We start from the raw sequence: 22,025 nt of genomic DNA, 5'->3' as shown, positions 1-22,025 counted from the left end.
GGACCGGGCCGCGCCGCGACCTAGCATGGACGGCATGCCCAGGTTCCGCGAGACGAGCGTCTCCTCCCCCGATGCCGCCGCCCTCCTGACCGAGTACTTCACCGAGCGCGAGAGCACCTTCCCCTCGGCACAGGGCACGTACACGACGACCCTGCCCGACGCCACGGCCTTCGTGCCGCCGGGCGGCGTGTTCGTCGTCGTCGAGGGAGAAGCGGCCGACCCGGACGCGGGTCGGGCCTCCGAGCCGACCGCGTGCGGCGGCATCCGACTCATCGCCCCCTCGGCCTCGGGGGCCGTGCGGTACGAGGTCAAGCACCTCTACGTGCGTCCCGCGGGCCGGGGACTGGGTCTCGGTCGGGCCTTGCTGGACGAACTCGAACGTCGGGCGTCCGCATTCGGGGCCGACGAGATCGTGCTCGACACGAACGACAGCCTGGCGGCTGCCGGAGGGCTCTACCGCAGCGCGGGGTACACGACGATCGAGCCCTACAACGCGAACCCGAACGCCACGACGTGGTACGGCAAGGCCGTCCGGGCAGAGGACCCGCGCGGGACCGCCTGAGGGGGGTGCCACCGGCGGACGAAGAGCTCAGAAGGGTTGTTCGACCGGAAGGCCGGTGCGCAGCTCGACGGGCAGGTGCCCGAGGTCGTTGTGCGTCACGAGCTCCGGCGGCTTCGCCGATCGCACCCGGATGATCGTCAACCCGGCGTTGGCCTGGTTGACGCCCATCCACCGCCAGTCGGGTGCTCCGAACACCTCGCGGACGAACCACCCAATCACGAAGTTGTGCGTGATCAGGAGATCATGGCGATCCTCTCGGGCCGGGGTGAGCCACTCGGCGACCGCGTCGGACATCTGGGCCTGCCCGGCCTCGATCTGCTCGTCCGTGACCCCGCCGAAGAACGGCTTGTAGGACGACGGCATGTCGGCCGTCGGACCGGACGGCACGCAGTCGAAGAGGAGGGTCGACGGCTGTGACTCGAGTGCCGGCATGCGCTCGGTCATGATCGCGGCCGTCTCTTCGGCACGCTCGAGCGGGGAGTGCCACGCTGCGTCGAAGGGGACTCCCCCGAGGCGCTCGGCGAGGAGGCGCACCTGGCGTTTGCCCCGTTCGCTCAGTGGACCGTCGGGCAGTCCGTGCTCGGCGTCCTGCTGTTCGCCGTGCCGGACGAGGTAGAGGTAATGGGACACCGTCGTCTCCTGGTTCATCGAGGGGTCGCTCCCGACGTCGTCGTCGGGATCGGGATCGGGAAGGACGTCTCGTCGACCTCGCCCACCAGCACGGTCGACAAGGGGCCGGAGAGGAGACGGTCCGCCAACGTCCGGACGTCGTCGGACGTCACGGCCTCGACCCGGGCGAGGGACGTGTCGAGGTCGACGAACTCACCCGTCGAGATCTCGGCCCGACCGAGGCGGTTCATCCGGGTGTCGCTGTCCTCGAGGGCGAGGGCCGCCGCCCCTCCGAGTTGGCCGAGGGCTCGTCGGCGCTCGTCGTCGGTGATGCCGTCGGTGGCGAGGCCTTCGAGCTCGCCGAGCATGAGCCGGGCGACCTCTCCGGCATTGGCGGGCGTGCACCCGGCATAGAGCCCGAAGAGACCGGCGTCGGAGTAGCTCGGGGCGAACGAGTAGACCGAGTAGGCGAGTCCCCGGCGCTCACGGATCTCTTGGAACAGTCGAGACGACATGCCCCCGCCGAGCACCGAGTTCAGCACGGCCAGGGCGGGTCGACGGTCGTCCCCGACGGAGATGCCCGGCAGCCCCAGCAGGACGGTGGCCTGCTCGAGGGGACGCCGGATCACCTGGAGCGGTTCGCCCGCGACGAGCCCGACGGGCGCGTCGTCGCGACGGGGCACGGGCGACGCCGCCTCGGTGGGCCACCCGGCCCGGTCGAGCGCCGCCGTCAACCGTTCGAGTGCTCGGTCGTGGTCGACCGCCCCGGCGATGGACACGACGAGATCCTGCGGACGGTAGTTCGCTCGGTAGTGCCGGTCCACGTCGTCGCGGGCCGCAGCACGGATGCTCTCGGGCGAACCCCCGATCGGACGACCGAGCGGGTGGTCGCCGAAGACCGACTCGAAGAGCCGCTCACCGGCCATGTCGGCGGGATCGTCCTCCGCCATGGCGAGTTCTTCGAGGATCACCCCTCGTTCGGTCTCGAATTCGGCCGGGTCGAGGGTCGACGAGGTCACCATGTCGGTGAGCACGTCGATCGCGTCGTCGAGGTCGACGTCGCGCACCCGGGCGTAGTAGCAGGTGTACTCCTTGGCCGTCGCGGCGTTGTGCTCGCCACCCACCGACTCGAACGACACCGCGATGTCGAGGGCGGAACGGGTCGGGGTGCCCTTGAAGAGGAGGTGCTCGAGGAAGTGGGTCGACCCCCGTTCGGCGTCCGACTCGTCACGGGACCCGACCGCCACCCAAAGACCGATGGTCGTGCTGCGCGCCCCGGGCATGCGCTCGCTGAGCACCCGGACGCCCGAGGGCAGCACCGTGCGCCTCACCAGCGCGTCGCCCGTGGCGCGGAAGGAGATCTCGACCTCGTCGAGCGGGAAGGAGACAGGGCCGTTCATCATGTCGAGCCTAGGCGACCCTCCCTGCGGTAGTCCGTGAGCCCCACGGGACGGCTGGCACCCGAACTGGGGGACGATTCTGGGGACAAACAGACAACTCTGTTTGTCCTCATCGGTGCTAGAGTCAGACCACCGACGACGACCCCATCCCCCCTGATGGTCGTCGTCGGCGGCTGGTCGGACGTCGTCAGAAGGTCCGGAGCGCGCGTCCCCCACGCGGCTTCTAGCCGAGACGTCCCAAGGAGCCACGCTGTGACGGTCGATTCCCCCCAACCGGCCGTCCAGCGTCTCCCTGGTCGCCCTCGCGCCGACTCCCCCGTCCCCGGTGCCCGATCCCGCGTCCTGACGACCGCCGACCGCCTGTTCTACGACGAGGGCGTCCGCGTCGTCGGCGTCGACCGCCTCATCGCCGAGTCGTCGGTGACCAAGGCGACGTTCTACAAGCACTTCGGCGCGAAGGACACCCTCGTGCTCGAGTACCTCGCCGGTCGTCACGACCTCGAGGCAGCCGAGCTGTCCGCCCTGGTCGAGGCCCACGACGGGGGCCGCGCGACCCTCGAGGCGTACCTCGAGGCGGTCGGCGCCCGACTCCAGACCGTCTCGTTCCGAGGCTCGGCCTTCGCCAACGCGGCGTCCGAGTTCAGCGATCCGACCCACCCCGTCCGTCTCGCCATCGCCGAGCACCGCGAGTGGCTGACGGCCGAGATGGTCTCCCTCTTCAAGGTCGCGGGCCACCCCCTGCCGGGCGACGCAGCAGACGATCTCGTCCTCGCCCTCGACGGCGCCCAGGTGGGCGCCTACGCCGGCGACGCCATCGCCGCGGCGGCTTCCCTGCGCCGCACGGCGGAGCGGCTCCTCGTCGCCGCCTAGGTCATCGGCGGACGACGCCGCACATCGACGTCACCATGGGCGCTGTCCCCCGCAACGCGTCACCGTGGCGCCGTCCCCGCGGACGTCGTCGTCGGGTACCCCCAGGTACGGGCCGACCACGTCGCCTGGCGGTCAGGCCGAGGCGCGGTCGAGGTCGAGGACCTGGTTGCGTGTGAGCTGCACCCGCGCGGCCTGGGCGAGTTCGTAGACCTGCTTGGCGTTCGTCGCACTGGCCACCGGTGCCACGACGTTCGGCTTGGCGAGCAACCAGGCCAGCGCGATCGCAGCACTCGAGACCTCGTGGACGGACGCGATGCGGTCCAGCTCGTGCACGACCTTGAGGCCCCTCTTGGACAAGTACTTCGCGAGCGCCCGGCGACGGGGGCTGTGGGCGAAGTCGGAGCGCGAACGGTACTTGCCCGTGAGGAACCCACTGGCGAGGGCGAAGCGCGGCATGACGGCGAGTCGCTGCTGCGCGGCGACGTGCGCCAGGCCCTTCTCGTACTCGGACCGGTCGAGGAGGTTGTACTGGTTCTGCAGGGCCACCATCGGGGCGATTCCGAGCATCCCCGCCGCGATGCGGGCCTCGTAGAGGCGGTTGCCCGAGTGGTGGGAACCGCCGAACCATCGGACCTTGCCCACCCGGATGAGGTGGTCGACGGCCAGCAGGGTGCGCTCGAACGCCACCTCGGTGTCGTCCACGTGCAAGTAGAGCAGGTCGATGTGGTCGGTTCCGAGCCGCTCGAGGGACGCGTCGACGGCCCGCTCGATCGCGCGGGGGGTCAGACCGGGGTTGTCGGCGCTCTTGCCCACCTTGGTGGACACGACCATGTCGTCGCGTGATCGACGGGAGCGCATCCACGATCCGATCATGATCTCGCTGCGACCCCCGGCGTAGGAGTCGGCCGTGTCGACGAAGTTGCCGCCGAGATCGAAGTAGGCATCGAGCACGGAGGTCGTCTCGGCCTGGTCGGCCGTCCACCCGAACACGTTGCCGCCGAGGGCCAGGGGGAAGACCTTGAGGTCGGAGAGGCCCAGACGGCGGCGCGGCTGGATGATGCCGAGATCGACGGGAACGGTGGGCTGGGCGGCGGAGGCCCGGGCGGCGGCGGCCGCGATGGCGGCCGCGGCGGCGAAGTCGGACGTGGCAGAACGGGCGAGCTCGGCCGTCGTCTCGGTCACGCCGTTCCTTCCTCGTCGCGAACTCCCGATGCGACTCTGTGCGATCGCATGGGGTATGGTTCGCCCTCCACGATCAAGAATACGGCCACGCGCCCGGTTTCCGCCGCCGCCGCACCCAATCGTTACGCCGTGTCGCCGCCCCGATCCGGGGGACGCGCCTCCTGCTCCGGCAGCGACCAGGGAGCCCCGCCGGGACGGCGAAGGGCCCGCCCCGACCGAGGTCGGGGCGGGCCCTTCGTGGTGCGGTGACTACGCGTCGACGGACTCGTCGGTCGACTGCTCGGTCGCTCCGCTCGAGTCGGTGTCGGCTTCTTCCGCCACGACCGGGGCGAGCGAGAGCTTGCCGCGGTCGTCGATCTTCGTGATCTCGACGAGGATCTTCTGGCCGACGCCGAGGACGTCCTCGACGTTCTCGACGCGCTTGCCGCCGGCGAGCTTGCGGACCTCGCTGATGTGCAGCAGGCCGTCCTTGCCGGGGAGGAGCGAGACGAACGCACCGAAGGACGCGATCTTGACGACCGTGCCGAGGAACTGCTCGCCGATCTCGGGGTTGGTCGGGTTGGCGATCGCGTTGACCTGGGCGCGGGCGGCCTCGGCCGAGGGGCCGTCGACGGCACCGATGTAGACGGTTCCGTCTTCTTCGATGCTGATGTCGGCGCCGGTCTCGTCCTGGATGGCGTTGATCGTCTTGCCCTTGGGGCCGATCAGCTCGCCGATCTTGTCCTGCGGGATCTGGACCGAGATCACGCGGGGCGCGGTCGGGGCCATCTCGTCGGGGGCGTCGATCGCCGAGTTGAGCACGCCGAGGATGGCGGTGCGCGCCTCCTTCGCCTGCTTGAGGGCGGCGTCGAGCACGGCGGTCGGCAGACCGTCGAGCTTGGTGTCGAGCTGGATCGCCGTGACGAACTCGCTCGTGCCGGCGACCTTGAAGTCCATGTCGCCCAGAGCGTCTTCGGCACCGAGGATGTCGGTCAGAGCCGCGTAGCGGGTCTGACCGTCGACGGTGTCGGAGACGAGTCCCATGGCGATGCCGGCGACCGGGGCCTTGAGGGGCACACCGGCGTTGAGCAGCGACAGGGTCGACGCGCAGACCGAACCCATCGACGTCGAACCGTTGGAGCCGAGGGCCTCGGACACCTGACGGATCGCGTAGGGGAACTCTTCGCGGCTGGGCAGCACCGGCACGAGGGCGCGCTCGGCGAGGAAGCCGTGCCCGATCTCGCGACGCTTCGGCGACCCGACGCGGCCGGTCTCACCGGTCGAGTAGGGCGGGAAGTTGTAGTGGTGCAGGTAGCGCTTCTTGGTGACCGGGCTCAGCGAGTCGATCTGCTGCTCCATCTTGAGCATGTTCAGCGTGGTGACGCCCATGATCTGGGTCTCGCCGCGCTGGAAGATGGCGGAGCCGTGGACGCGCGGGATGACCTGCACCTCGGCGTCGAGCGGACGGATGTCGGCGAGGCCGCGGCCGTCCATGCGGATCTGCTCGGTGAGGATGCGGTCGCGGACGACCTTCTTCGTGGCCGACTTGTAGGCGGCACCGACCTGGCCGAGGGCCGTGTCGGGCAACTCGCCCGCGTCGACCTTCGCGGCGATCGCGTCCTTGACACGCGACTTGAGGGCGTCGTCGGCGTCCTGGCGCTCGATCTTGCCGGCGATCTTGTAGACCTCGGCGAGCTCGGTGCCGGCGGCGGCCGTGACGGCCTCGAGCACCTCGTCGGTGTAGGGGAGGAACACCGGGTAGTCGGCGATCTCCTTCGCGGCCTGGGCGGCCATCGTCGCCTGGGCGTCGACGAGCTGCTTGAGGAAGGGCTTGGCGGCCTCGAGGCCCTGGGCCACGATCGCCTCGTCGGGCTTCGTGGCGCCGCCCTGGATGAGACCCCAGGCGTGCTCGGTGGCCTCGGCCTCGACCATCATGATCGCGACGTCCTCGTTGCCGGCGGCGTCGGTGACGACACGGCCCGCGACGGTCAGGTCGAAGACGGCGTCCGCGAGCTGGCTGGCCTTGGGGAAGGCGACCCACTGGTCACCGATCAGGGCGAGACGCACACCGGCGATGGGGCCGGAGAACGGCAGACCCGAGATCTGGGTGGAGGCGCTGGCCGCGTTGATCGCGAGGGCGTCGTAGAACTCGTCGGGAGCGATGCTCAGCACCGTGATGACGACCTGGACCTCGTTGCGCAGACCCTCGACGAACGAGGGACGCAGCGGCCGGTCGATGAGGCGGCAGACCAGGATGGCCTCGGTCGAGGGGCGACCCTCGCGGCGGAAGAACGAGCCGGGGATCTTGCCCGCGGCGTACGAACGCTCTTCGACGTCGATGGTGAGCGGGAAGAAGTCGAAGTTGTCCTTCGGCTTCTTGCTGGCGCTCGTGGCCGACAGGAGCATGGTGTCTTCGTCGAGGTAGGCAGCGACGGCTCCCTGAGCCTGCTGGGCGAGACGACCGGTCTCGAATCGGATGGTGCGCTTGCCGAACTTGCCGTTGTCGAGGACGGCTTCGCCGAACTTGATCTCTGGACCCTCCATGTGGGGGCTACTCCTCTTTGTTTTGCATCGAGGCCCCGTGTGGGCATCGATGTGTACCGGAGCGGGCGGCGTGGACGGCATGGCGACATGCACGTGCAACAACGCGACGGAGGCGGTGGCACGTCTGGCCAACAGTAGAAACGGTCGGACCCCGCACCCGACCCGGACGCTCGGCGTCGGTCGGGGCATTCCGCCTGTCACCACCGGTGACCAGCAGCCGTACCGGCCTGCTCCGAGCGCGATCCTAGCACTCGGACCCGTCCGGCCGGGGTCCGCGACGCGGGTGTCGCCCGGACGGGGAGGCGCGGTGCCGGGGGGACGGCGTTAGGGTCGTCTCCATGCGTGCTCACGACAGGTCCGGCCGGGATCGTCGCGCGAGCCGCCTCGCGGTGGCGACCGGCGCCTCCTTGGCTCTCGTGTTGACGACGCTCGTGGCGCCGTCCGCCGCGTCCGCCGCGGGGTACCCGACCTGGGCCCAGGTCGAGGCCGCGGAGGGGAACGCCGCGGCGACCCAGGCGCAGGTCGACCTGATCGACGCGTCGCTCGACAGCCTCGAGAAGGCCGCGTCCGACCGCAGCGACGAGGCGGTCCTCGCCGACCAGGCCGACGCGGCGGCGCAGTCCGACCTCGCGGCGGCGTCGCAGCGAGCGGACGAGCTCTCGGCCGACGCCGAGCGTGCGCGGGCCACCGCCCACACGGCGGAGCGGGAGGCCGGCCAGCTCGCCGGCAGCCTGTTCCGCACCGGCGGCACGCAGACCCTGGGCACCGACCTCTTCACGTCGCCCGACCCCGGGGCCGCGCTGTACCAGTTGGGCTCGCTCACGCAGCTCGGCGACCGGTGGCAGACGGTGCTCGCCGACGCCACGACCGCGAGCAACACGGTGTCGTCCCTCAGCGAGCAGGCGACGACCGCGGCCGACCGGCGCGACTCGCTCGCGCGCGACGCCCGGGCCGCGGCCGACCAGGCCGCCGCGGCGCAGGCGACCGCGGACGCCGAGGTGGCCAGCGCCACCCAGAGGTCGTCCGACCTCTACGCCCAGCTCGCCGCCCTGAAGGACTCGACGGCGGAGCTCGAACAGCAGTACCGGGCCGGGGTCGCCGCGCAGCAGGCGTACGCGGCGCAGGAGGCCGCGGCGAAGGCCCAGGCCGCCGCCGCCGCGAGGGCGCCGTCACGTGGCGGATCGTCCGGAGGTGGCGGATCGTCCGGGGGTGGTGGATCGTCCGGGGGCGGGGCGACCGTCCCCGGCACGGGACGTCCCGGCGGAGCGACGCCTCCCCCGACCGGAGCGGTGAACGACCCGGCGGGCGCCAAGGCCTACGCGGCCACGAAGGTCGGGTCCGGGGCCGAGTACACCTGCCTCGTCCAGCTCTGGAACAAAGAATCGGGCTGGCGCACCAACGCGACCAACCCGTCGGGCGGTGCCTACGGCATCCCCCAGGCCCTGCCCGGCAACAAGATGGCCTCGAGTGGACTGGACTGGCAGACGAACTACCGCACCCAGGTGGACTGGGGCATCGGGTACATCCAGGGCCGCTACGGCACGATGTGCGCCGCGTGGGCGCACTCGGTCGCGAACAACTGGTACTGAGCGCCGCACCTGCCCTCGGGCACGGGCACCGCCCCTCCCCCGGAACGAGAGAACGGCCCCCTCGGCGTGCAGCCGGAGCTGGGTGCCGAGGGGGCCGTCGTCGAGACGTCCGGAGCGCGAGGACTAGCGGCGCAGGCCGAGACGACCGATGAGCGTGCGGTAGCGCTCGATGTCGACCTTGGACAGGTAGCCCAGGAGGCGACGGCGCTGGCCGACGAGCAGCAGCAGGCCACGACGCGAGTGGTGGTCGTGCTTGTGCTCTTTGAGGTGCTCGGTCAGGTCGAGGATGCGCTGCGTCATCACGGCGACCTGGACCTCGGGGGATCCGGTGTCGCCGGGGTGGGTCGCGTATTCTTCGATGATCCGGGTCTTGACGTCAGGTGCGAGTGCCATGGAGGGATCCCCTTTCAGTTCGTTGCGCGGTGCTCGTCACCGGATGTGCGAGCTCTCTTTCTCCGCGGCCGTTCAGACGGCAACCTGAGGAGCCTACCAGACGGGCGCCGCCGACCCCTGTCGCGATCGGCCCCGTCCCCGACCCCGACGCCGCCGGGGCAGGACGAGTCCGACGAACGCCGCGCCGATCGCGGCCCCGAGGGTGTTCATGACGAGGTCCTGCGGGTCGGAGAAGCGCGTGGCCGACAGGTACGTCGCCTGGAAGGTCTCGATGCCCACCGTCGCGGCGAACCCGACCACGATGCCGACCCACCAGAAGCGCTTCGGCAGCAGGAGCGCCGGGAACATGCCCATCGGGACGAACATCGCCACGTTCGCCGCGGCCTCGACCCGGGCGAAGGTGATCCACGAGGTCTCGTCGTGCCGGGCGAAGACGTCGAGCGCCCGCCAGAGCAACGCCCCGGTGTCCGCGTCGTAGACGCTCGGTCGCAGGGTCATCCAGGCGACCCCGGCGAGGTAGACGAGGGTGAGCAGGAGGAGGACGGCGCGACGCATCCGTCCATGGTGCGGCACCGGTCGGTGGGAGGACGCCCGGAACGGCCGAAGATCAGCCTGGAGGACGACCCGCCCCGGGGGCGACCGCGGCAAGGCCGAGGAGGCGCGGTGCGCGACCCCGCGCACCGCGCCTCCTAGGCTCGTCGGGTGGACGCACTCACCGACTTCTGGGCCCGGATCAGCCAGCTCGCCGCCCCTCTGCCCGGCTCGTGGCTGCTCGGCAGCGTCGCCACCGGCCTCCTGCTCGTGCTGCTGCCGGGCACCTGGCACACGGTGCGGCACGCCGTCACCGTCGTGCACGAAGGCGGGCACGGCCTCGCCGCGGTGCTGACCGGTCGTCGGCTGACGGGCATCCGACTGCACTCGGACACCTCGGGCCTGACCGTGTCGAAAGGGCCGCGGACCGGGGCGGGCATGGTCGTCACGTTGCTCGCCGGCTACACCGCACCCGCGATCGCCGCCCTGGGCGCCGCGTGGCTGCTGTCGGCCGGCTACGCGGCCGGGCTGCTCTGGGCCCTGCTGCTGTTGCTCGCGCTGATGCTCGTGCAGATCCGCAACTGGTTCGGGCTCTGGGTGGTGCTGCTCGGCGCCGCCCTCGTCGTCGCCGTGACGTTCTTCGCGTCGCCGACCTGGCAGGCGGTGTTCGGACTCGTCGTGACGTCGGTCCTCGGCTTCGGCGCGCTGCGGGCGTCGCTCGAATTGCAACGGAGCCGGCGGCGCTCACGCTCGACCGCGTCGGACGCCGACCAGCTCGCCGGGCTGACCCGGGTGCCGGGCGTCGTCTGGGTCGGGGTCTTCGTGCTCGTCGCCCTGGGCTGCCTGCTGGGCGGGGCGGGGTTGCTCTTCCCCGGTGCGCTCGAGGTCGCTCGGTCGTTCGCCTGAGGTCGGACGGCCACCGGCGCCCGGCGGCCGACGCGAGAGGTCAGGCGGGGGCGGACGACAGGGCGTGAACGGGGACGTGGCCCTCGAGGCGGGCCCGGCCACCGAGACCGTCGAGCTCGAGCAGCACGGCGACGCCGGCCACGACGTAACCCGCTCGTTCGAGCAGGGTGACGGTCGCCTCGACCGTGCCGCCGGTCGCCAGCACGTCGTCGACGATCAGGACGCTCGACCCCGCCGGGATCTGGTTCGGACGCAGTTCGAGCGTGGCCTCGCCGTACTCGAGGGCGTAGCTCTCGCTGAGGACCTCGCCGGGCAGCTTGCCCGCCTTGCGCACCGTGAGGACGCCGACGCCCTGCTCGATCGCGATGGCCCCGGCGAGCGCGAAGCCGCGCGCCTCGATGCCGGCGACGGCGACGAACCCGCCGTCGAACGGCTCGGAGAGCGCCGTGGTCACGGTGGCGAAGGCGTCGGCGTCGGAGAAGAGCGGGGTGACGTCGCGGAAGAGGATGCCGGGCTTCGGGAAGTCGGGGACGACGGCGATCTTGCTGTCGACGAACGAGGAGGCATCGGTGACGGTCATGCCCTCAACGGTAGTCGGGCGGACGGCGCCCCCCGCCCCTCGAGGCCTGCTGCGTCCGTCCCCGCGACGCGCGACCGACCGGTACGTCACGATCGTGTGAACAGTCGGGCCCGATGTCGGAGGCGCGTGCGAGAGTGCACGCATGTCGCGGTTCATCGTCCCCCCGTACCTGCTCGCCCACCTCGCCGAAGCCGATTCGCCCCGCCTGCACCGGGCACCGCAGGCCGCGCGCAACGGCCTGCTCGCGATGGAGGCCGTCGACCGCAACGCGACTCCCCCGGTCGTCCGGGGGCGCTCGGCGCAGAGTCCGTGCTCGAGCGCTCGGTGTTCGACGCGCAGGGCACCGAAGAGCTGCCGGGCGTCCGCGTCCGCGGCGAGGGTGAACCCGCCACCGACGACGTCGCCGCCACCGAGGCGTACGACGCCCTCGGCGCGACCTACGCGCTGTTCCACGAGGTCTACGGGCGCTCGTCGATCGACGGCGCCGGGCTGCCGCTCGACGCGACCGTCCACTACGGCCAGGACTACGACAACGCCTTCTGGAACGGCGAGCGGATGGTGTTCGGCGACGGCGACGGCGAAGTCTTCGGGCGCTTCACGGCCTCGGTCAGCGTCATCGGGCACGAGCTCACCCACGGCGTCACGCAGTACACCGCAAACCTCACCTACCAGGGGCAGTCGGGTGCGCTCAACGAGTCGGTCAGCGACGTGTTCGGGGCGCTCGTCGAGCAGCACCTGTTCGGGCAGACCGCCGACGACGCGACGTGGCTCATCGGCGAAGGGCTCTTCACCGCCGAGGTGCAGGGGCGGGCGCTGCGGTCGATGAAGGCCCCGGGCACCGCGTACGACGACGACGTCCTCGGGAAGGACCCCCAACCCGCCCACCTGGACGACTACGTCGAGACCACCGACGACAACGGCGGGGTGCACCTCAACTCGGGCATCCCCAACCGGGCCTTCTACCTCGTCGCCGAGGCGCTCGGCGGCGAGGCCTGGTTGCGGGCCGGGCAGATCTGGTACGACACGCTCACCGGCGGCACGCTGTCGACCGAGGCGACCTTCGCGCAGTTCGCGGCGGCCACCGTCGAGGCGGCGACCACACGGTACGGAGCGGACTCCGACGAGACCCGCGCGACGTCGGCCGGGTGGGCGGGCGTCGGGGTCACCCCGGCCAGCTGACGCCGACCGGCACGAGACCCTGCTGCCCCGGACACGGCCGGGGTAGCATCGCGCCCATGAAGGTCACCGTGTCGCGCTCCGGTGGCTTCGCCGGTCTCACCCGCAGTTGGACGGTCGACGTCGACTCCGAGCCCGACACCGAGTCGTGGCTCGTCCTCATCGACCAGGTGCCCTGGTCGCAGGCCCCGGCCGCCGCGCAGGCCGTGCAGCCCGATCGCTTCGTCTGGGTCATCACGGCCGAGACCCGGCCCACCCGCAAGGCCAAACTGCCCGAGCAGCAGGTCACGGGCCCGTGGCGCGAGCTCGTGGACAGCGTCCGCAGCACCTCCGAGGCCGAGGCCGGTCCGACCCGATGAGCGACCGCGCGCGCCGACCTCGTCGGCGTCTCTCGGGCGAGGTGCTCGCGGGGCTGCTCGCCCTCGTCGTCCTCGTGGCGGGCGGGGTCGGGGTGGCCGTGGTGCAGAGCGGCAACCCGCTGAACGTCCGAGGGGCCGTCACCGCGCCTCCGTGGGGTCGACCCGCCACCGACCGGCTCGAGACCCGGGCCGCCGCCGCCGGTCTCGAGAACGTCTGGGGCCAGGACCTCGCCATGCACGTGCACACGCACCTCTCGATCACCGTCGACGGGCAGGCGGTGACCGTCCCCGGCGACATCGGGCACGACTCGGACGCGAAGTTCGCCGCCGAGATCCACACGCACGACACGAGCGGCATCGTGCACGTCGAGTCCCCCACCCGCGAGACGTTCGTGCTGGGCCAACTGTTCAGCGAGTGGGACGTCGCCCTCGACGGACGCGGGGTCGGGTCGCTCGGGCACGACGACGGGCTCGAACTGCACACCTTCGTCGGCGGCAGCCCCTACACGTCCGACCCGGCCGGCATCCCGCTGCGGGACTTCGAACGCATCGACCTCGTGCTCGCGCCGATCGGCGACACCGTCACCGCGCCTCCGGCCTTCGCCTGGCCCGCCGACTACCGCTGAGGCGCCTCCCGCTGAGGCGCCCGACGCCCGACGCCTGACGCCCGACGCCCGGCGCCCACCGCCGAGCCTCCTCCGGCCCGGCCGCCTCCCGCCGAGCCGCGTCGGGCTCCGCAGCCCGTCGGCGAGGTCAGGGCCAGCGGACCGGCACCGGGAGGCGCGTGGAGGTCGGCTCGGACGGCCCACCCGGTGCCAGCAGCTCGAGCAGGCGGCCGGCCGCGACCCGCCCCAGGTGCTCGCCGTCGACGTCGATCGCCGGGACGCCGACCAGACCGAGGGCGTCGACGACCATGCGCTCCGAGCTGACCGTGACGGAGCGGTCGCGGTGCTCGTCGGCCCGGAGGACGAACATCAGGCCGAGCCCGATGGCCGTCGCGTAGGGCACGACAGCCGTCGCCCCGGAGGCGAGGACGTGGTCGCTCGCCCGGACGCCGGCTTCGAAGGTCGACGGGTAGGGACCCAGCACCGTGAGCTCGGCCCGGCCGGCCGCCGCGTCGACCACCGCGGCCGTGCGTTGGGTGTTCTGCCACGAGCCGTCGGGCCCGCCGAGGTAGACGACGCGCTCGTGCCCCTCGGCGACGAAGCGCGACACGAGCGAGCCGAAGGCGGCAGCCGTGTCGGCGACGACCGACGACACCCCGGCCACCTCGCGGTCGACGAGCACGGTCGGCTTGTGGCCGGTCGCGGCCCGCACGACGTCGTCGGCCCCGCGCGGGGCGACGACGATGAACCCGTCGACCTGGTGCGACAGCCGCTCGAACGCCGCCAGCTCACCCGCCTCGGCCAGCGGGTGGACGGCGACCGTCAGCTGGAGGTCGGCCTCGCCCGCCGCGGCCTGGGCCCCGGCGATGATCGGCGTGAAGAACGCGTTGTCGAGGGTCGGCACGACGAGCGCGACCACGCCCGTGCGCCCCCTCGCCAGTTGACGGGCCGCCCGGTTGGGCACGAAGCCGAGCTTCTCGGCGGCGGCGAGCACGCGTCCGGCCGTGTCGGGCGACACCAGCTCGGGGCGGCTGAGGACGCGAGAGGCGGTGGCCTTCGACACGCCCGCCAGCGTCGCCACGTCCGCCAGCGTCGCGAGCCGCCCTGCCCCAGTCATGCCCACCACCCTAGGGCCTCCGTGAAACCGGTCCCGCGCGGTGGTCCGACGCTTGTAACAAGGTGTTTACACTGCGGGGCCGACGCAGGCGACCAGCGCCCTTAGGGTCGATGTAACCGGTTTCACCCGAGGTGGGGTCGGCATCCCCCCAGAGGCCACACCGATCGGAGGACAACCCGTGACGTCCCGCACACCCGCGCTGCTGTTGCTGCTGCCGGGCCTCGCCTTCCTGCTGATCGGATTCGCGGTGCCGTCGCTCGCGATGCTGTTCGCCCCACCCGGCGTGACCGCCGGCGAGATCGTCGGCCGCCTCGGCCAGATGCTCACCGACCCGTTCGACCTGCGCATCATCGGTCGCACCGTGGGGCTCGGCCTGGTCGTCACGGTCATCTGCGTGGCCCTCGGCTTCCCCATCGCCTACCTGCTGGCCCGTTCGACCTCGCGCTGGTCGGGCGTCCTGCTCGCCCTGGCGATCTTCCCGCTGCTGCTCAGCAACGTCGTCCGCACCTTCGGGTGGCTCGTGGTGCTCGGCAAGAACGGCGCCATCGGTCAACTGCTCACGACGCTCGGCCTGGTCGACGAGGCCCCGCAGCTGCTCTACACCGAGCTGGCGATCGTGCTGGGTCTGACCCAGTTGTTCCTGCCGCTCGCGATCATCTCGTGCTACTCGGCCGTGGCCCAGGTCGACCCGGGCCTCGACGACGCCGCCCGCGGACTCGGCGCGAGCCGCACGCGAACCTTCTGGAGCATCGTCGTGCCCCTCTCTCTGCCCGGCGTCGTCGTCGCGGCCACCCTCGTCTTCGCGGGCTCGGTCACCGCCTACACGACCCCGTACCTGCTCGGCGGCTCGGGCCAACGCATGCTCGCCACCCAGCTCTTCTCGTACTCGAGCGTGACGATCGACTGGGCCGGGGCCTCGGCCACCGCCCTGATCATGACCGTGTTGGTCTTCGTCGTCTCCGGCTTGTCGTCGCTCGTCGCCCGGAAGGGAGCCACCTCGTGACCACCCGCCGCCCGGTCGCCGGCACGCTCGCCGTCGCCGGCTACGTCGTGATGATCGTCCCGATCCTCTTCGTCGTCGCCACCGCGTTCACGAGTGAACGCACTCTGCGCTTCCCGCCCCAGGGGTTCTCGCTGCGCTGGTTCGAGGCCGCCTTCGGCTACGACCCGTTCACCCAGGCCCTGGTCTCGAGCCTCCAGCTGGCCCTGATCGCCACCGTGCTCGCCCTGCTCGTCGGCATCCCCGCGACCCTGGCGATCCATCGCGGCAGGCTGCCGGGCAAGGGCCTCGTCGAGGCCCTGTTCCTGTCGCCCCTGATCGTCCCCGAGCTCGTGGTGGGGCTCGCGCTCTACCAGCAGCTCGTCATCGGGTTCCGGCTCGACGCCTTCCCCGTGCTGTTGATCGGGCACACCGTGTTGATGCTGCCCTACGCGGTCCGCGTGACCGGCGCCTCCCTGGCACTGGCCGACCCCGCCCTCGAGGAGGCCGCCCGCGGTCTCGGCGCGTCTCCCCTGCGGGCCTTCGTCACGGTGACCCTGCCCCTGCTGCGGCCCGGCATCTTCTCGGCGGCGCTGCTCAGCTTCGTCACCTCGTTCAACAACGTGCCCCTGTCGCTGCTGCTGCAGAGCCGCGACTTCCGCACCCTGCCCGTCACGATGCTCGACTACGTGCAGCAGAGCTACGACCCCATGGTCGCGGCGATGGCCACGCTGATCCTCGCGGGCACCGTCGTCATCGCCGTCATCGCCGAACGCACCGTCGGCTTCGCCAAGATCTTCGGAGGCATCAACAGATGAGCACCGCAGCAGAATTCGTCGCCGTCAGCCAGGTCTTCGGCGACTTCACCGCCGTCGACTCGATCGACCTGTCGATCGCCGAGGGCAAGCTCACGACGCTGCTCGGCCCGAGCGGATGTGGCAAGACGACGAGCCTGCGCATGCTCGCCGGCTACGCCGCCCCGACGTCGGGGACGATCCGCATCGCCGGCGTCGACAGCACGCGCACCCCACCCGAGAAGCGCGACCTGGGCATGGTGTTCCAGTCCTACGCGCTGTTCCCGCACCTGAGCGTCGCCGACAACGTCGGCTACGGACTGAAGCTGCGCGGCGTCGACACCGCCGAGCGCCGCCGTCGCGTGATGGAGACCCTCGACCTGGTCGGCCTGGCCCACCTCGCCGGCAGCAAGCCGAAGAAGCTCTCGGGCGGCCAGCAACAGCGCGTCGCGCTGGCCCGCGCCATCGCCATCCGGCCGAAGCTGTTGCTGCTCGACGAACCCCTGTCGAACCTCGACGCGCGCCTTCGCGTCCAGATGCGCGCCGAGATCCGCCGCATCCAGGGCGAGACGGGCCTCACCGTCGTGTTGGTCACGCACGACCAGGACGAAGCGCTCGAGATGAGCGACGACATGGTGCTCATGCGGGCCGGCCGGATCATGCAGCAGGGCTCGCCCCAGCACGTGTTCCCGAACCCGGCGAACCGCTTCGTCGCCGACTTCCTCGGCTACGAGAACTTCGTCACGGCGGCCGACGGCACGCTGCTCGCGATCCGCCCCGAGCACCTCGGGGTCGTCCCCGAGCCCCCCGCAGGAGGCGCGGTGCCCGACGGCCTGCATCTCGCCGGGGTCGTCACCGACGTCGCGTACCGCGGGGTCGACCTGCTCGTCACCGTGCAGGCCGTCGACGCCGCCGGTGCCGAAGTGCGCCTGCTGTCGGACGTCCGCAGCACGGGCTCCGAGACGGTCGCGATCGGCGACCGGGTGACCGTCTCGGCGCCGGCGTCGCGGCTCGTGGCCCTCGCCGACTGACCCGCCCGGTGCGCGGAGCCGCGCGCGCCTCCTCGGGTCTCCCCTCCACCGTCCCACCCGCCCGCGTTCCACACCGCCCGGTCTCGCCGAGACCGCCCCGAAAGGACACGACCATGACCTCCACCCTCCGCACCCGCCTGGCGATCGTCGCCGGCGTCGCCGCGACGACCCTCGTGCTCGCCGGCTGCTCCGCCGACGGCGGCGGCGAGTCCGACGCCGACACGATCACCGTGAGCACCTTCCCGTTCGGCGTCGAGGAGTTCCAGGAAGCCGTCATCGACCCGTTCACCGAGAAGACCGGCATCGAGGTGGTCGTCGACACCGGATCGAACTCCGACCGCCTGTCCCAGCTGCAGGTCGCGGGCGGGCAGCCCGACGTGGACGTCATGCTGATCTCGGACTACTACGCGGCACTCGGCCAGGAGGACGACCTCTTCCAGCAGGTGGACGCCTCGGCCGTGCCGTCGCTCGACGAGATCGCCGACTTCGCGAAGGAGGACTCGTACCTCGGCCCGGCCTACAGCTACCAGCTCAACGGGACGATGTACTCGACCGACGAACTGACCGCCGACGAGGCCGCGCAGTGGAGCCTGTACGGCGAGGAGGACCTCTCGGGCAAGGTCGCCCTGCCGGACATCTCGGTGACGGCCGGCCAGCTGATGGTCTCGGGCGTCGCGGAGGAGTACGGCGACGGACCCTACGACATCGACGCGGCCCTCGACCGGCTCGGCGAGTGGGCCCCCGGCGTGCTGCAGTTCTACAGCTCCTCCACCGAGGTGACCAACCTGCTGACGCAGGGCGAGATCGTCGCCGCGGACTCCCTGAGCGGCTTCGCGACCGACCTCGTCGAGTCCGGCGAACCGATCGCCTGGACGGCCCCCGCGACGGGCCGCTACATGGCCACCAACCGCGCGATGATCCCGACCGGCGCCGAGAACGTCGACGGTGCGAACCAGTTCATCGACTACCTGCTCTCGGTCGAGGCGCAGACCTCGTCCGCCGAGATCGTCGGCGACCTGCCGGTCGCCCCGGGCGCCACGGTGCCCGACACGATCGAGGCCGTCGTGGGCGACATCGCCGCCGACCCGGTCGCGGCGGGCTACTCGACCCTCGACCCGACCGAACTCGTCCCCACCCGCTCGGACTGGGTCGACCGCTTCGCCCGCGAGGTGACCTCGCGGTGACGGACACCACCCTGCCCCCGGCCTACCTGGACCGCATGCCCAAGGTCGACCTGCACTGCCACCTGATCGGGACGGTCCGCGCGAGCACCTTCGCCGAGTTGGCCCGCCGCGAGGGTCTCGACCTGCCCGACGAGCCCGAGCGGATCTTCGCCGACATCAACTCGCTCCCGCCCGACCCGGCTCTCTACCGCGACACGCGCATCCCCGTGCCGCAGGGGCGCAGCGTCGACGAGCCCGAGGTGTCGTACTCGTTGTTCCAGGCCTCGAACTGGGTCGTCGAGGTGCTCCGCGACGCGGACGACCTCACCCGGATCGTCTACGAGGCCTTCGAGGACGCGCACCACGCGAGTGCGACGCGGCATCTCGAGCTGTTCTTCGACGCCGTCCCGCCGCACCTCGCGTCGCTCGGCTACACCGGCTCGGTGGAGGCCTACGCCGAGGGCATCCGGCTCGCCGAGCGCGACTTCGGCATGACCGGGCGCATGATCCAGGGCATCGACCGCAGCAGGAGCGGCGAGCACGCCCTCGAACTCGTCCGTCAGGTGGTGGACCACCCGCACGAGTACGTGGCCGGGATCGGCCTCGACAACCTCGAGACGAGCGGGCCACCCGAGCGCTTCGTCGACGCCTACCGGCTGGCGGGCGAGGCCGGGCTGGGCCGGACGGCCCACTCGTCCGAGCACTCCCCCACGGCGGTCAACACGATCACGTGCCTCGACCAGCTCGGCTGCGACCGCATCGACCACGGGTACTACGTGCTCGAGGACGACGAGGTCGTCGCGCGCGTGCGCGACGAGCAGGTGGCGTTCACCGTCGTGTCGACGACCTCCCGACGGTCGTGGCGTCCCTGGCGCCGCGCCTCCATCGAGGCCATGCTCGAGGCGGGCCTGAACGTCGTGCCGGCCTCCGACGACCCGGGCATGTTCCCGACGACCCTCGCCGCCGAGTACCGCATCGTGCACGAACAGATCGGGGCCACCGCCGACCAGGTGCGCTCGATGGCCTCCGCGGGCGTCGACGCCAGCTGGCTGCCCGCCGTCGAGAAAGACGCCCTGAGGGCACGCGTCGACCGGGAGTTGGCGGCCCTCGACGACGAGTTCGGGGTGGCCGGGGCCTGACCCGGTCAGGGGCCGAGACGGCGCGGGGGCCGAGCCGGCACAGGCCGAGCCGGCGCGGGGGCCGAGCCGGCACAGGCCGAGCCGGCACAGGCCGAGCCGGCCGGCCCCGGCGCCCCGACCCGGCCTGCGAGACGGCCCGGCCTACGAGACGACCGTGAGGCGTTGCGTGGGCCGGGTCATCGCCACGTAGAGACTGGCGTTGCCGCGTCGGCTCGCCAGTCGGACGCGCTCGGGGTCGACCACGACGACCGAGTCGAACTCGAGACCCTTCGACGTCGCCGGGCTCAAGACCGAGATCGGCTTGGTCAACGACGCCGTGCCGGCGGCCACGAGACCGTCGAACTCGGCCGACAGGGCCTCGACGAGGGTCGAGACGGCCTGCTCGGGGGCGATCACCGCGAGCGTGCCCTCGGAGTCGATCGCGCGGTCGGCCCGGACGGCGTCGACGGTGGCACGGACGAAGTCGTCCTTCGAGGAGGCGCCGGTCACCTCGCGCACCGGCCATTCGCTCGAGCGCACCGATCGGCTCGGGGTGATCTGCAGACCGCTCGCCGTCGCGACGCCCTCGGCGTAGGTGACGATCTGCGCCGGCGTGCGGTAGTTGACGGTCAGTTCTTCGAGCCGCCACGGAGCCGACGTGCCCTGGGCGCCTCCGCCGCGACGACGGCCGAGCAGGGCCTGGAGGGCGCGGTCTCACGAGGTCGCCGACGCCGGGCTCGACGCCTGGGCGATGTCGCCGACGACGGTGAACGACCGCAGCGGGCAGCGCCGGGAGAGCAGTCGCCACTGCATGGGCGAGAGTTCTTGCGCCTCGTCGACCACCACATGGCCGAACGCCCAGGTACGGTCGCCAGCGGCCCGCTCGGCCGTGGTCATCGACGCCGCCCGCTCGGCGAAGCCGCCGGCGATCTGTTCGGCGCTGACCATGCCCTCGACGCCCATGTTCTCGATTGCCCGCTCGGCGTTCTCGATGTCGCGCTTGCGCTGGGCCTTGCGGGCCAGGCGCTCGGGGTCGACACCGGTCTGGAACTCGCCGAGCAACTCGGCGGCCTCGTCGAGCAGCGGCACGTCGGACACCGTGAAGCCCGCTCCGCGTTCACGCCGCAACAGGGCGCGCTGCTCGGGCGTCCAGCGCGGGGTGATCGACGCGAGCCAGTTCGGCCGGGCGAAGAGGTCCTCGACGAGCTTCTCGGCACTGAGCGGCAGCCAGGCCGTGTTGAGCAGCACGCGCACGTCGTACGACTGCCGGATGTCTTCCCGGAGGACGGCCTCGTCGGACTCGTCGACGGTCGTGCCGTGCTCGCGCATCTGGTCGACCAGCTGGCGCGTCAGGGCCGAGAGGGCCGCCTTGTTGAAGGTGACCCGGGCCACGTTGTGGGGCTTGCCGCGCTCCTGGGCCTTGCGCATGGCCTCGCCGACGAGCTCCGGTCGCACCACGAGTCGTTCGCCGTTGATGTCGATGGTCGTCGGCTCGGCCGGGCGGACCTGCCGCGACCGGACGGCGCGACGCATGAGCTCGGCCATCTCGGCCGACCCCTTGAGGGCGGCGACGTCGGGCGCATCGTCGGTCTGGGCCTCGACGCCCGGGTACAGGCCGCCGAGGCTCGACAGGACGACGCCGCTCTCGCCGAGGGACGGGAGCACCTGTTCGATGTAGCGCAGGAACGACCGCGACGGCCCGACGACGAGCACGCCCGAACCCTTGAGCCGGTCGCGGTGCGAGTAGAGCAGGTACGCGGCCCGGTGCAGCGCGACGGCCGTCTTGCCCGTGCCGGGGCCGCCCTGGACGACGAGCACGCCGTCGAGCTGAGAGCGGATGATCCGGTCCTGCTCGCCCTGGATGGTGGCGACGATGTCGGTCATGCGGCCGGTGCGCTGGGCGGTCAGGGCGGCCATGAGCGCCCCCTCGCCCTGCAGCTGCACGTCGTCGCGATCGAGCAGGTCGGGGTCGAAGACCTCGTCCTCGAGGCGGGTGACCGTGCGGCCGTCGAGGGTCAGGTGACGACGGGCCCGGGCGCCCATGGGCGTTGCGGCCGTCGCCTGGTAGAACGCGCTGGCCCCGGGGACGCGCCAGTCGAGCAGGATCGGGTGGTGGGCCTCGTCGCGCAGGCCGATGCGGCCGATGTAGCGGTACCGCCCGCCCTCGCCCGGTTCGGCCGGGCGGTCGACGTCGCCGGTCTGGCCGAGCAGGTCGGGCGTCTCGAGCTCGAGGCGACCGAACGCGAGCCGTTCGTCGACCGAGCCGAGCTGGACGATGGTGTCTTCGTACAGGCGCGCGTAGGCGTCGCGCTCGCTGCGGCTCTGGTGGTTGCCGCCGACGGTCTCGCGGCGGGTCCGTTCGAGACGGACGCGGGCGTCGGCCTTCAGCTCGTCGAGGCGTTCGTAGAGGGTGCCCACATAGGCGCGTTCGCGGTCGATCTCGGATGACAACAGGTGTTCGTACCCTTCGGGAAAAGTCGGCACGCCAGTCTAGCTTCCGACCACCGACGGCGAGGCCCGGGAATCCGACCCGGGACG

The 22,025-nt window shown here is 71.7% G+C and carries 20 protein-coding genes and 1 pseudogene; 12 read left to right on the top strand and 9 right to left on the bottom strand.

Going from position 1 to position 22,025, the window contains the following annotated elements:
- Window positions 1–34: 34 nt before the first annotated feature.
- Complete coding sequence (locus OVA02_RS07440) at window positions 35–562, top strand: GNAT family N-acetyltransferase (RefSeq protein ID WP_056049058.1); 528 nt, start codon at window positions 35–37, stop codon at window positions 560–562.
- 27 nt (window positions 563–589) lie between these two features.
- Here the strand turns inward: OVA02_RS07440 and OVA02_RS07435 are convergent, their stop codons facing one another.
- Window positions 590–1,192 (bottom strand): histidine phosphatase family protein, encoded by a 603-nt coding sequence (locus tag OVA02_RS07435; RefSeq protein ID WP_056049062.1) that lies wholly within the window; start codon window positions 1,190–1,192, stop codon window positions 590–592.
- Between the two features lie 14 nt (window positions 1,193–1,206).
- Window positions 1,207–2,571 carry a M16 family metallopeptidase gene (locus tag OVA02_RS07430; RefSeq protein WP_267659692.1) on the bottom strand — a complete coding sequence of 455 codons (1,365 nt, stop codon included), beginning with the start codon at window positions 2,569–2,571 and terminating at the stop codon, window positions 1,207–1,209.
- Between the two features lie 252 nt (window positions 2,572–2,823).
- Between OVA02_RS07430 and OVA02_RS07425 the strand changes: the two genes are divergently transcribed.
- A complete protein-coding gene (locus OVA02_RS07425; protein WP_056048127.1) occupies window positions 2,824–3,441 on the top strand; it encodes a TetR/AcrR family transcriptional regulator in 618 nt (205 codons plus the stop codon).
- 132 nt (window positions 3,442–3,573) lie between these two features.
- On the opposite strand, the gene OVA02_RS07420 is transcribed toward OVA02_RS07425, so the two are convergent.
- Together OVA02_RS07420 and OVA02_RS07415 are read right to left on the bottom strand one after the other, a co-directional pair.
- The gene (locus OVA02_RS07420; protein ID WP_157485482.1) at window positions 3,574–4,623 is read right to left on the bottom strand and encodes an aldo/keto reductase; all 1,050 of its coding nucleotides are present in this window, start codon (window positions 4,621–4,623) and stop codon (window positions 3,574–3,576) included.
- 249 nt (window positions 4,624–4,872) lie between these two features.
- A complete protein-coding gene (locus tag OVA02_RS07415; RefSeq protein ID WP_056048130.1) occupies window positions 4,873–7,146 on the bottom strand; it encodes a polyribonucleotide nucleotidyltransferase in 2,274 nt (757 codons plus the stop codon).
- A 338-nt stretch (window positions 7,147–7,484) separates the two neighbouring features.
- On the opposite strand from OVA02_RS07415, the gene OVA02_RS07410 reads away from it, so the two are divergent.
- Entirely contained in the window at window positions 7,485–8,735 is a 1,251-nt protein-coding gene (locus OVA02_RS07410) for a coiled-coil domain-containing protein (protein WP_157485484.1), read from the top strand.
- Window positions 8,736–8,858: 123 nt separating this feature from the next.
- Here the strand turns inward: OVA02_RS07410 and rpsO are convergent, their stop codons facing one another.
- The gene (rpsO, locus tag OVA02_RS07405; protein ID WP_043596660.1) at window positions 8,859–9,128 is read right to left on the bottom strand and encodes a 30S ribosomal protein S15; all 270 of its coding nucleotides are present in this window, start codon (window positions 9,126–9,128) and stop codon (window positions 8,859–8,861) included.
- Window positions 9,129–9,221: 93 nt separating this feature from the next.
- On the bottom strand, window positions 9,222–9,683 hold the full coding sequence (locus OVA02_RS07400) for a VanZ family protein (protein ID WP_192122632.1): 462 nt from the start codon (window positions 9,681–9,683) through the stop codon (window positions 9,222–9,224).
- Between the two features lie 147 nt (window positions 9,684–9,830).
- On the opposite strand from OVA02_RS07400, the gene OVA02_RS07395 reads away from it, so the two are divergent.
- A complete protein-coding gene (locus tag OVA02_RS07395) occupies window positions 9,831–10,565 on the top strand; it encodes a M50 family metallopeptidase (RefSeq protein ID WP_267659544.1) in 735 nt (244 codons plus the stop codon).
- A 40-nt stretch (window positions 10,566–10,605) separates the two neighbouring features.
- Here the strand turns inward: OVA02_RS07395 and OVA02_RS07390 are convergent, their stop codons facing one another.
- Window positions 10,606–11,145, bottom strand: coding sequence for an adenine phosphoribosyltransferase (locus OVA02_RS07390; RefSeq protein WP_054147222.1), 540 nt, complete (start codon window positions 11,143–11,145; stop codon window positions 10,606–10,608).
- 309 nt (window positions 11,146–11,454) lie between these two features.
- Here OVA02_RS07390 and OVA02_RS07385 point away from each other — a divergent pair, with 309 nt between their 5' ends.
- From OVA02_RS07385 to OVA02_RS07375, 3 genes are read left to right on the top strand one after another with little or no spacing between them, the layout of a single operon-like run.
- Complete coding sequence (locus tag OVA02_RS07385) at window positions 11,455–12,324, top strand: M4 family metallopeptidase (RefSeq protein ID WP_267659542.1); 870 nt, start codon at window positions 11,455–11,457, stop codon at window positions 12,322–12,324.
- A gap of 56 nt (window positions 12,325–12,380) precedes the next feature.
- A complete protein-coding gene (locus tag OVA02_RS07380) occupies window positions 12,381–12,680 on the top strand; it encodes a protealysin inhibitor emfourin (protein WP_267659541.1) in 300 nt (99 codons plus the stop codon).
- Window positions 12,677–13,306, top strand: coding sequence for a hypothetical protein (locus OVA02_RS07375; RefSeq protein WP_267659540.1), 630 nt, complete (start codon window positions 12,677–12,679; stop codon window positions 13,304–13,306). Before OVA02_RS07380 ends, OVA02_RS07375 begins: the two co-directional genes overlap by 4 nt.
- A gap of 127 nt (window positions 13,307–13,433) precedes the next feature.
- Here OVA02_RS07375 and OVA02_RS07370 read toward each other — a convergent pair whose 3' ends face one another.
- Window positions 13,434–14,402, bottom strand: coding sequence for a LacI family DNA-binding transcriptional regulator (locus OVA02_RS07370; RefSeq protein WP_159826838.1), 969 nt, complete (start codon window positions 14,400–14,402; stop codon window positions 13,434–13,436).
- Window positions 14,403–14,580: 178 nt separating this feature from the next.
- Here OVA02_RS07370 and OVA02_RS07365 point away from each other — a divergent pair, with 178 nt between their 5' ends.
- The 5 genes from OVA02_RS07365 to OVA02_RS07345 all read left to right on the top strand — a co-directional run bounded on the left by OVA02_RS07365 (window position 14,581) and on the right by OVA02_RS07345 (window position 19,508).
- Window positions 14,581–15,405 carry an ABC transporter permease gene (locus tag OVA02_RS07365; protein WP_267659539.1) on the top strand — a complete coding sequence of 275 codons (825 nt, stop codon included), beginning with the start codon at window positions 14,581–14,583 and terminating at the stop codon, window positions 15,403–15,405.
- Window positions 15,402–16,199, top strand: coding sequence for an ABC transporter permease (locus OVA02_RS07360; RefSeq protein WP_233568518.1), 798 nt, complete (start codon window positions 15,402–15,404; stop codon window positions 16,197–16,199). Before OVA02_RS07365 ends, OVA02_RS07360 begins: the two co-directional genes overlap by 4 nt.
- Window positions 16,196–17,206, top strand: a complete 1,011-nt coding sequence (locus tag OVA02_RS07355) for an ABC transporter ATP-binding protein (protein WP_159826840.1) — start codon at window positions 16,196–16,198, stop codon at window positions 17,204–17,206. The genes OVA02_RS07360 and OVA02_RS07355 overlap by 4 nt, the downstream gene beginning before the upstream one ends.
- A gap of 113 nt (window positions 17,207–17,319) precedes the next feature.
- Window positions 17,320–18,390: an extracellular solute-binding protein gene (locus OVA02_RS07350; RefSeq protein WP_159826841.1), complete on the top strand. Its 1,071-nt coding sequence runs from the start codon at window positions 17,320–17,322 to the stop codon at window positions 18,388–18,390.
- Window positions 18,387–19,508 carry an adenosine deaminase family protein gene (locus OVA02_RS07345; protein WP_236557010.1) on the top strand — a complete coding sequence of 374 codons (1,122 nt, stop codon included), beginning with the start codon at window positions 18,387–18,389 and terminating at the stop codon, window positions 19,506–19,508. The genes OVA02_RS07350 and OVA02_RS07345 overlap by 4 nt, the downstream gene beginning before the upstream one ends.
- 141 nt (window positions 19,509–19,649) lie before the next feature.
- Here the strand turns inward: OVA02_RS07345 and OVA02_RS07340 are convergent.
- Window positions 19,650–21,941: pseudogene (locus OVA02_RS07340) on the bottom strand (HelD family protein).
- Window positions 21,942–22,025 lie beyond the last annotated feature (84 nt).

It is taken from the genome of Frigoribacterium sp. SL97 (genome assembly GCF_026625765.1).
Classification (GTDB): Bacteria; Actinomycetota; Actinomycetes; order Actinomycetales; family Microbacteriaceae; genus Frigoribacterium.
Note: the sequence above shows the minus strand (reverse complement) of the source record. Positions and strands in the feature narration are given on the sequence as shown.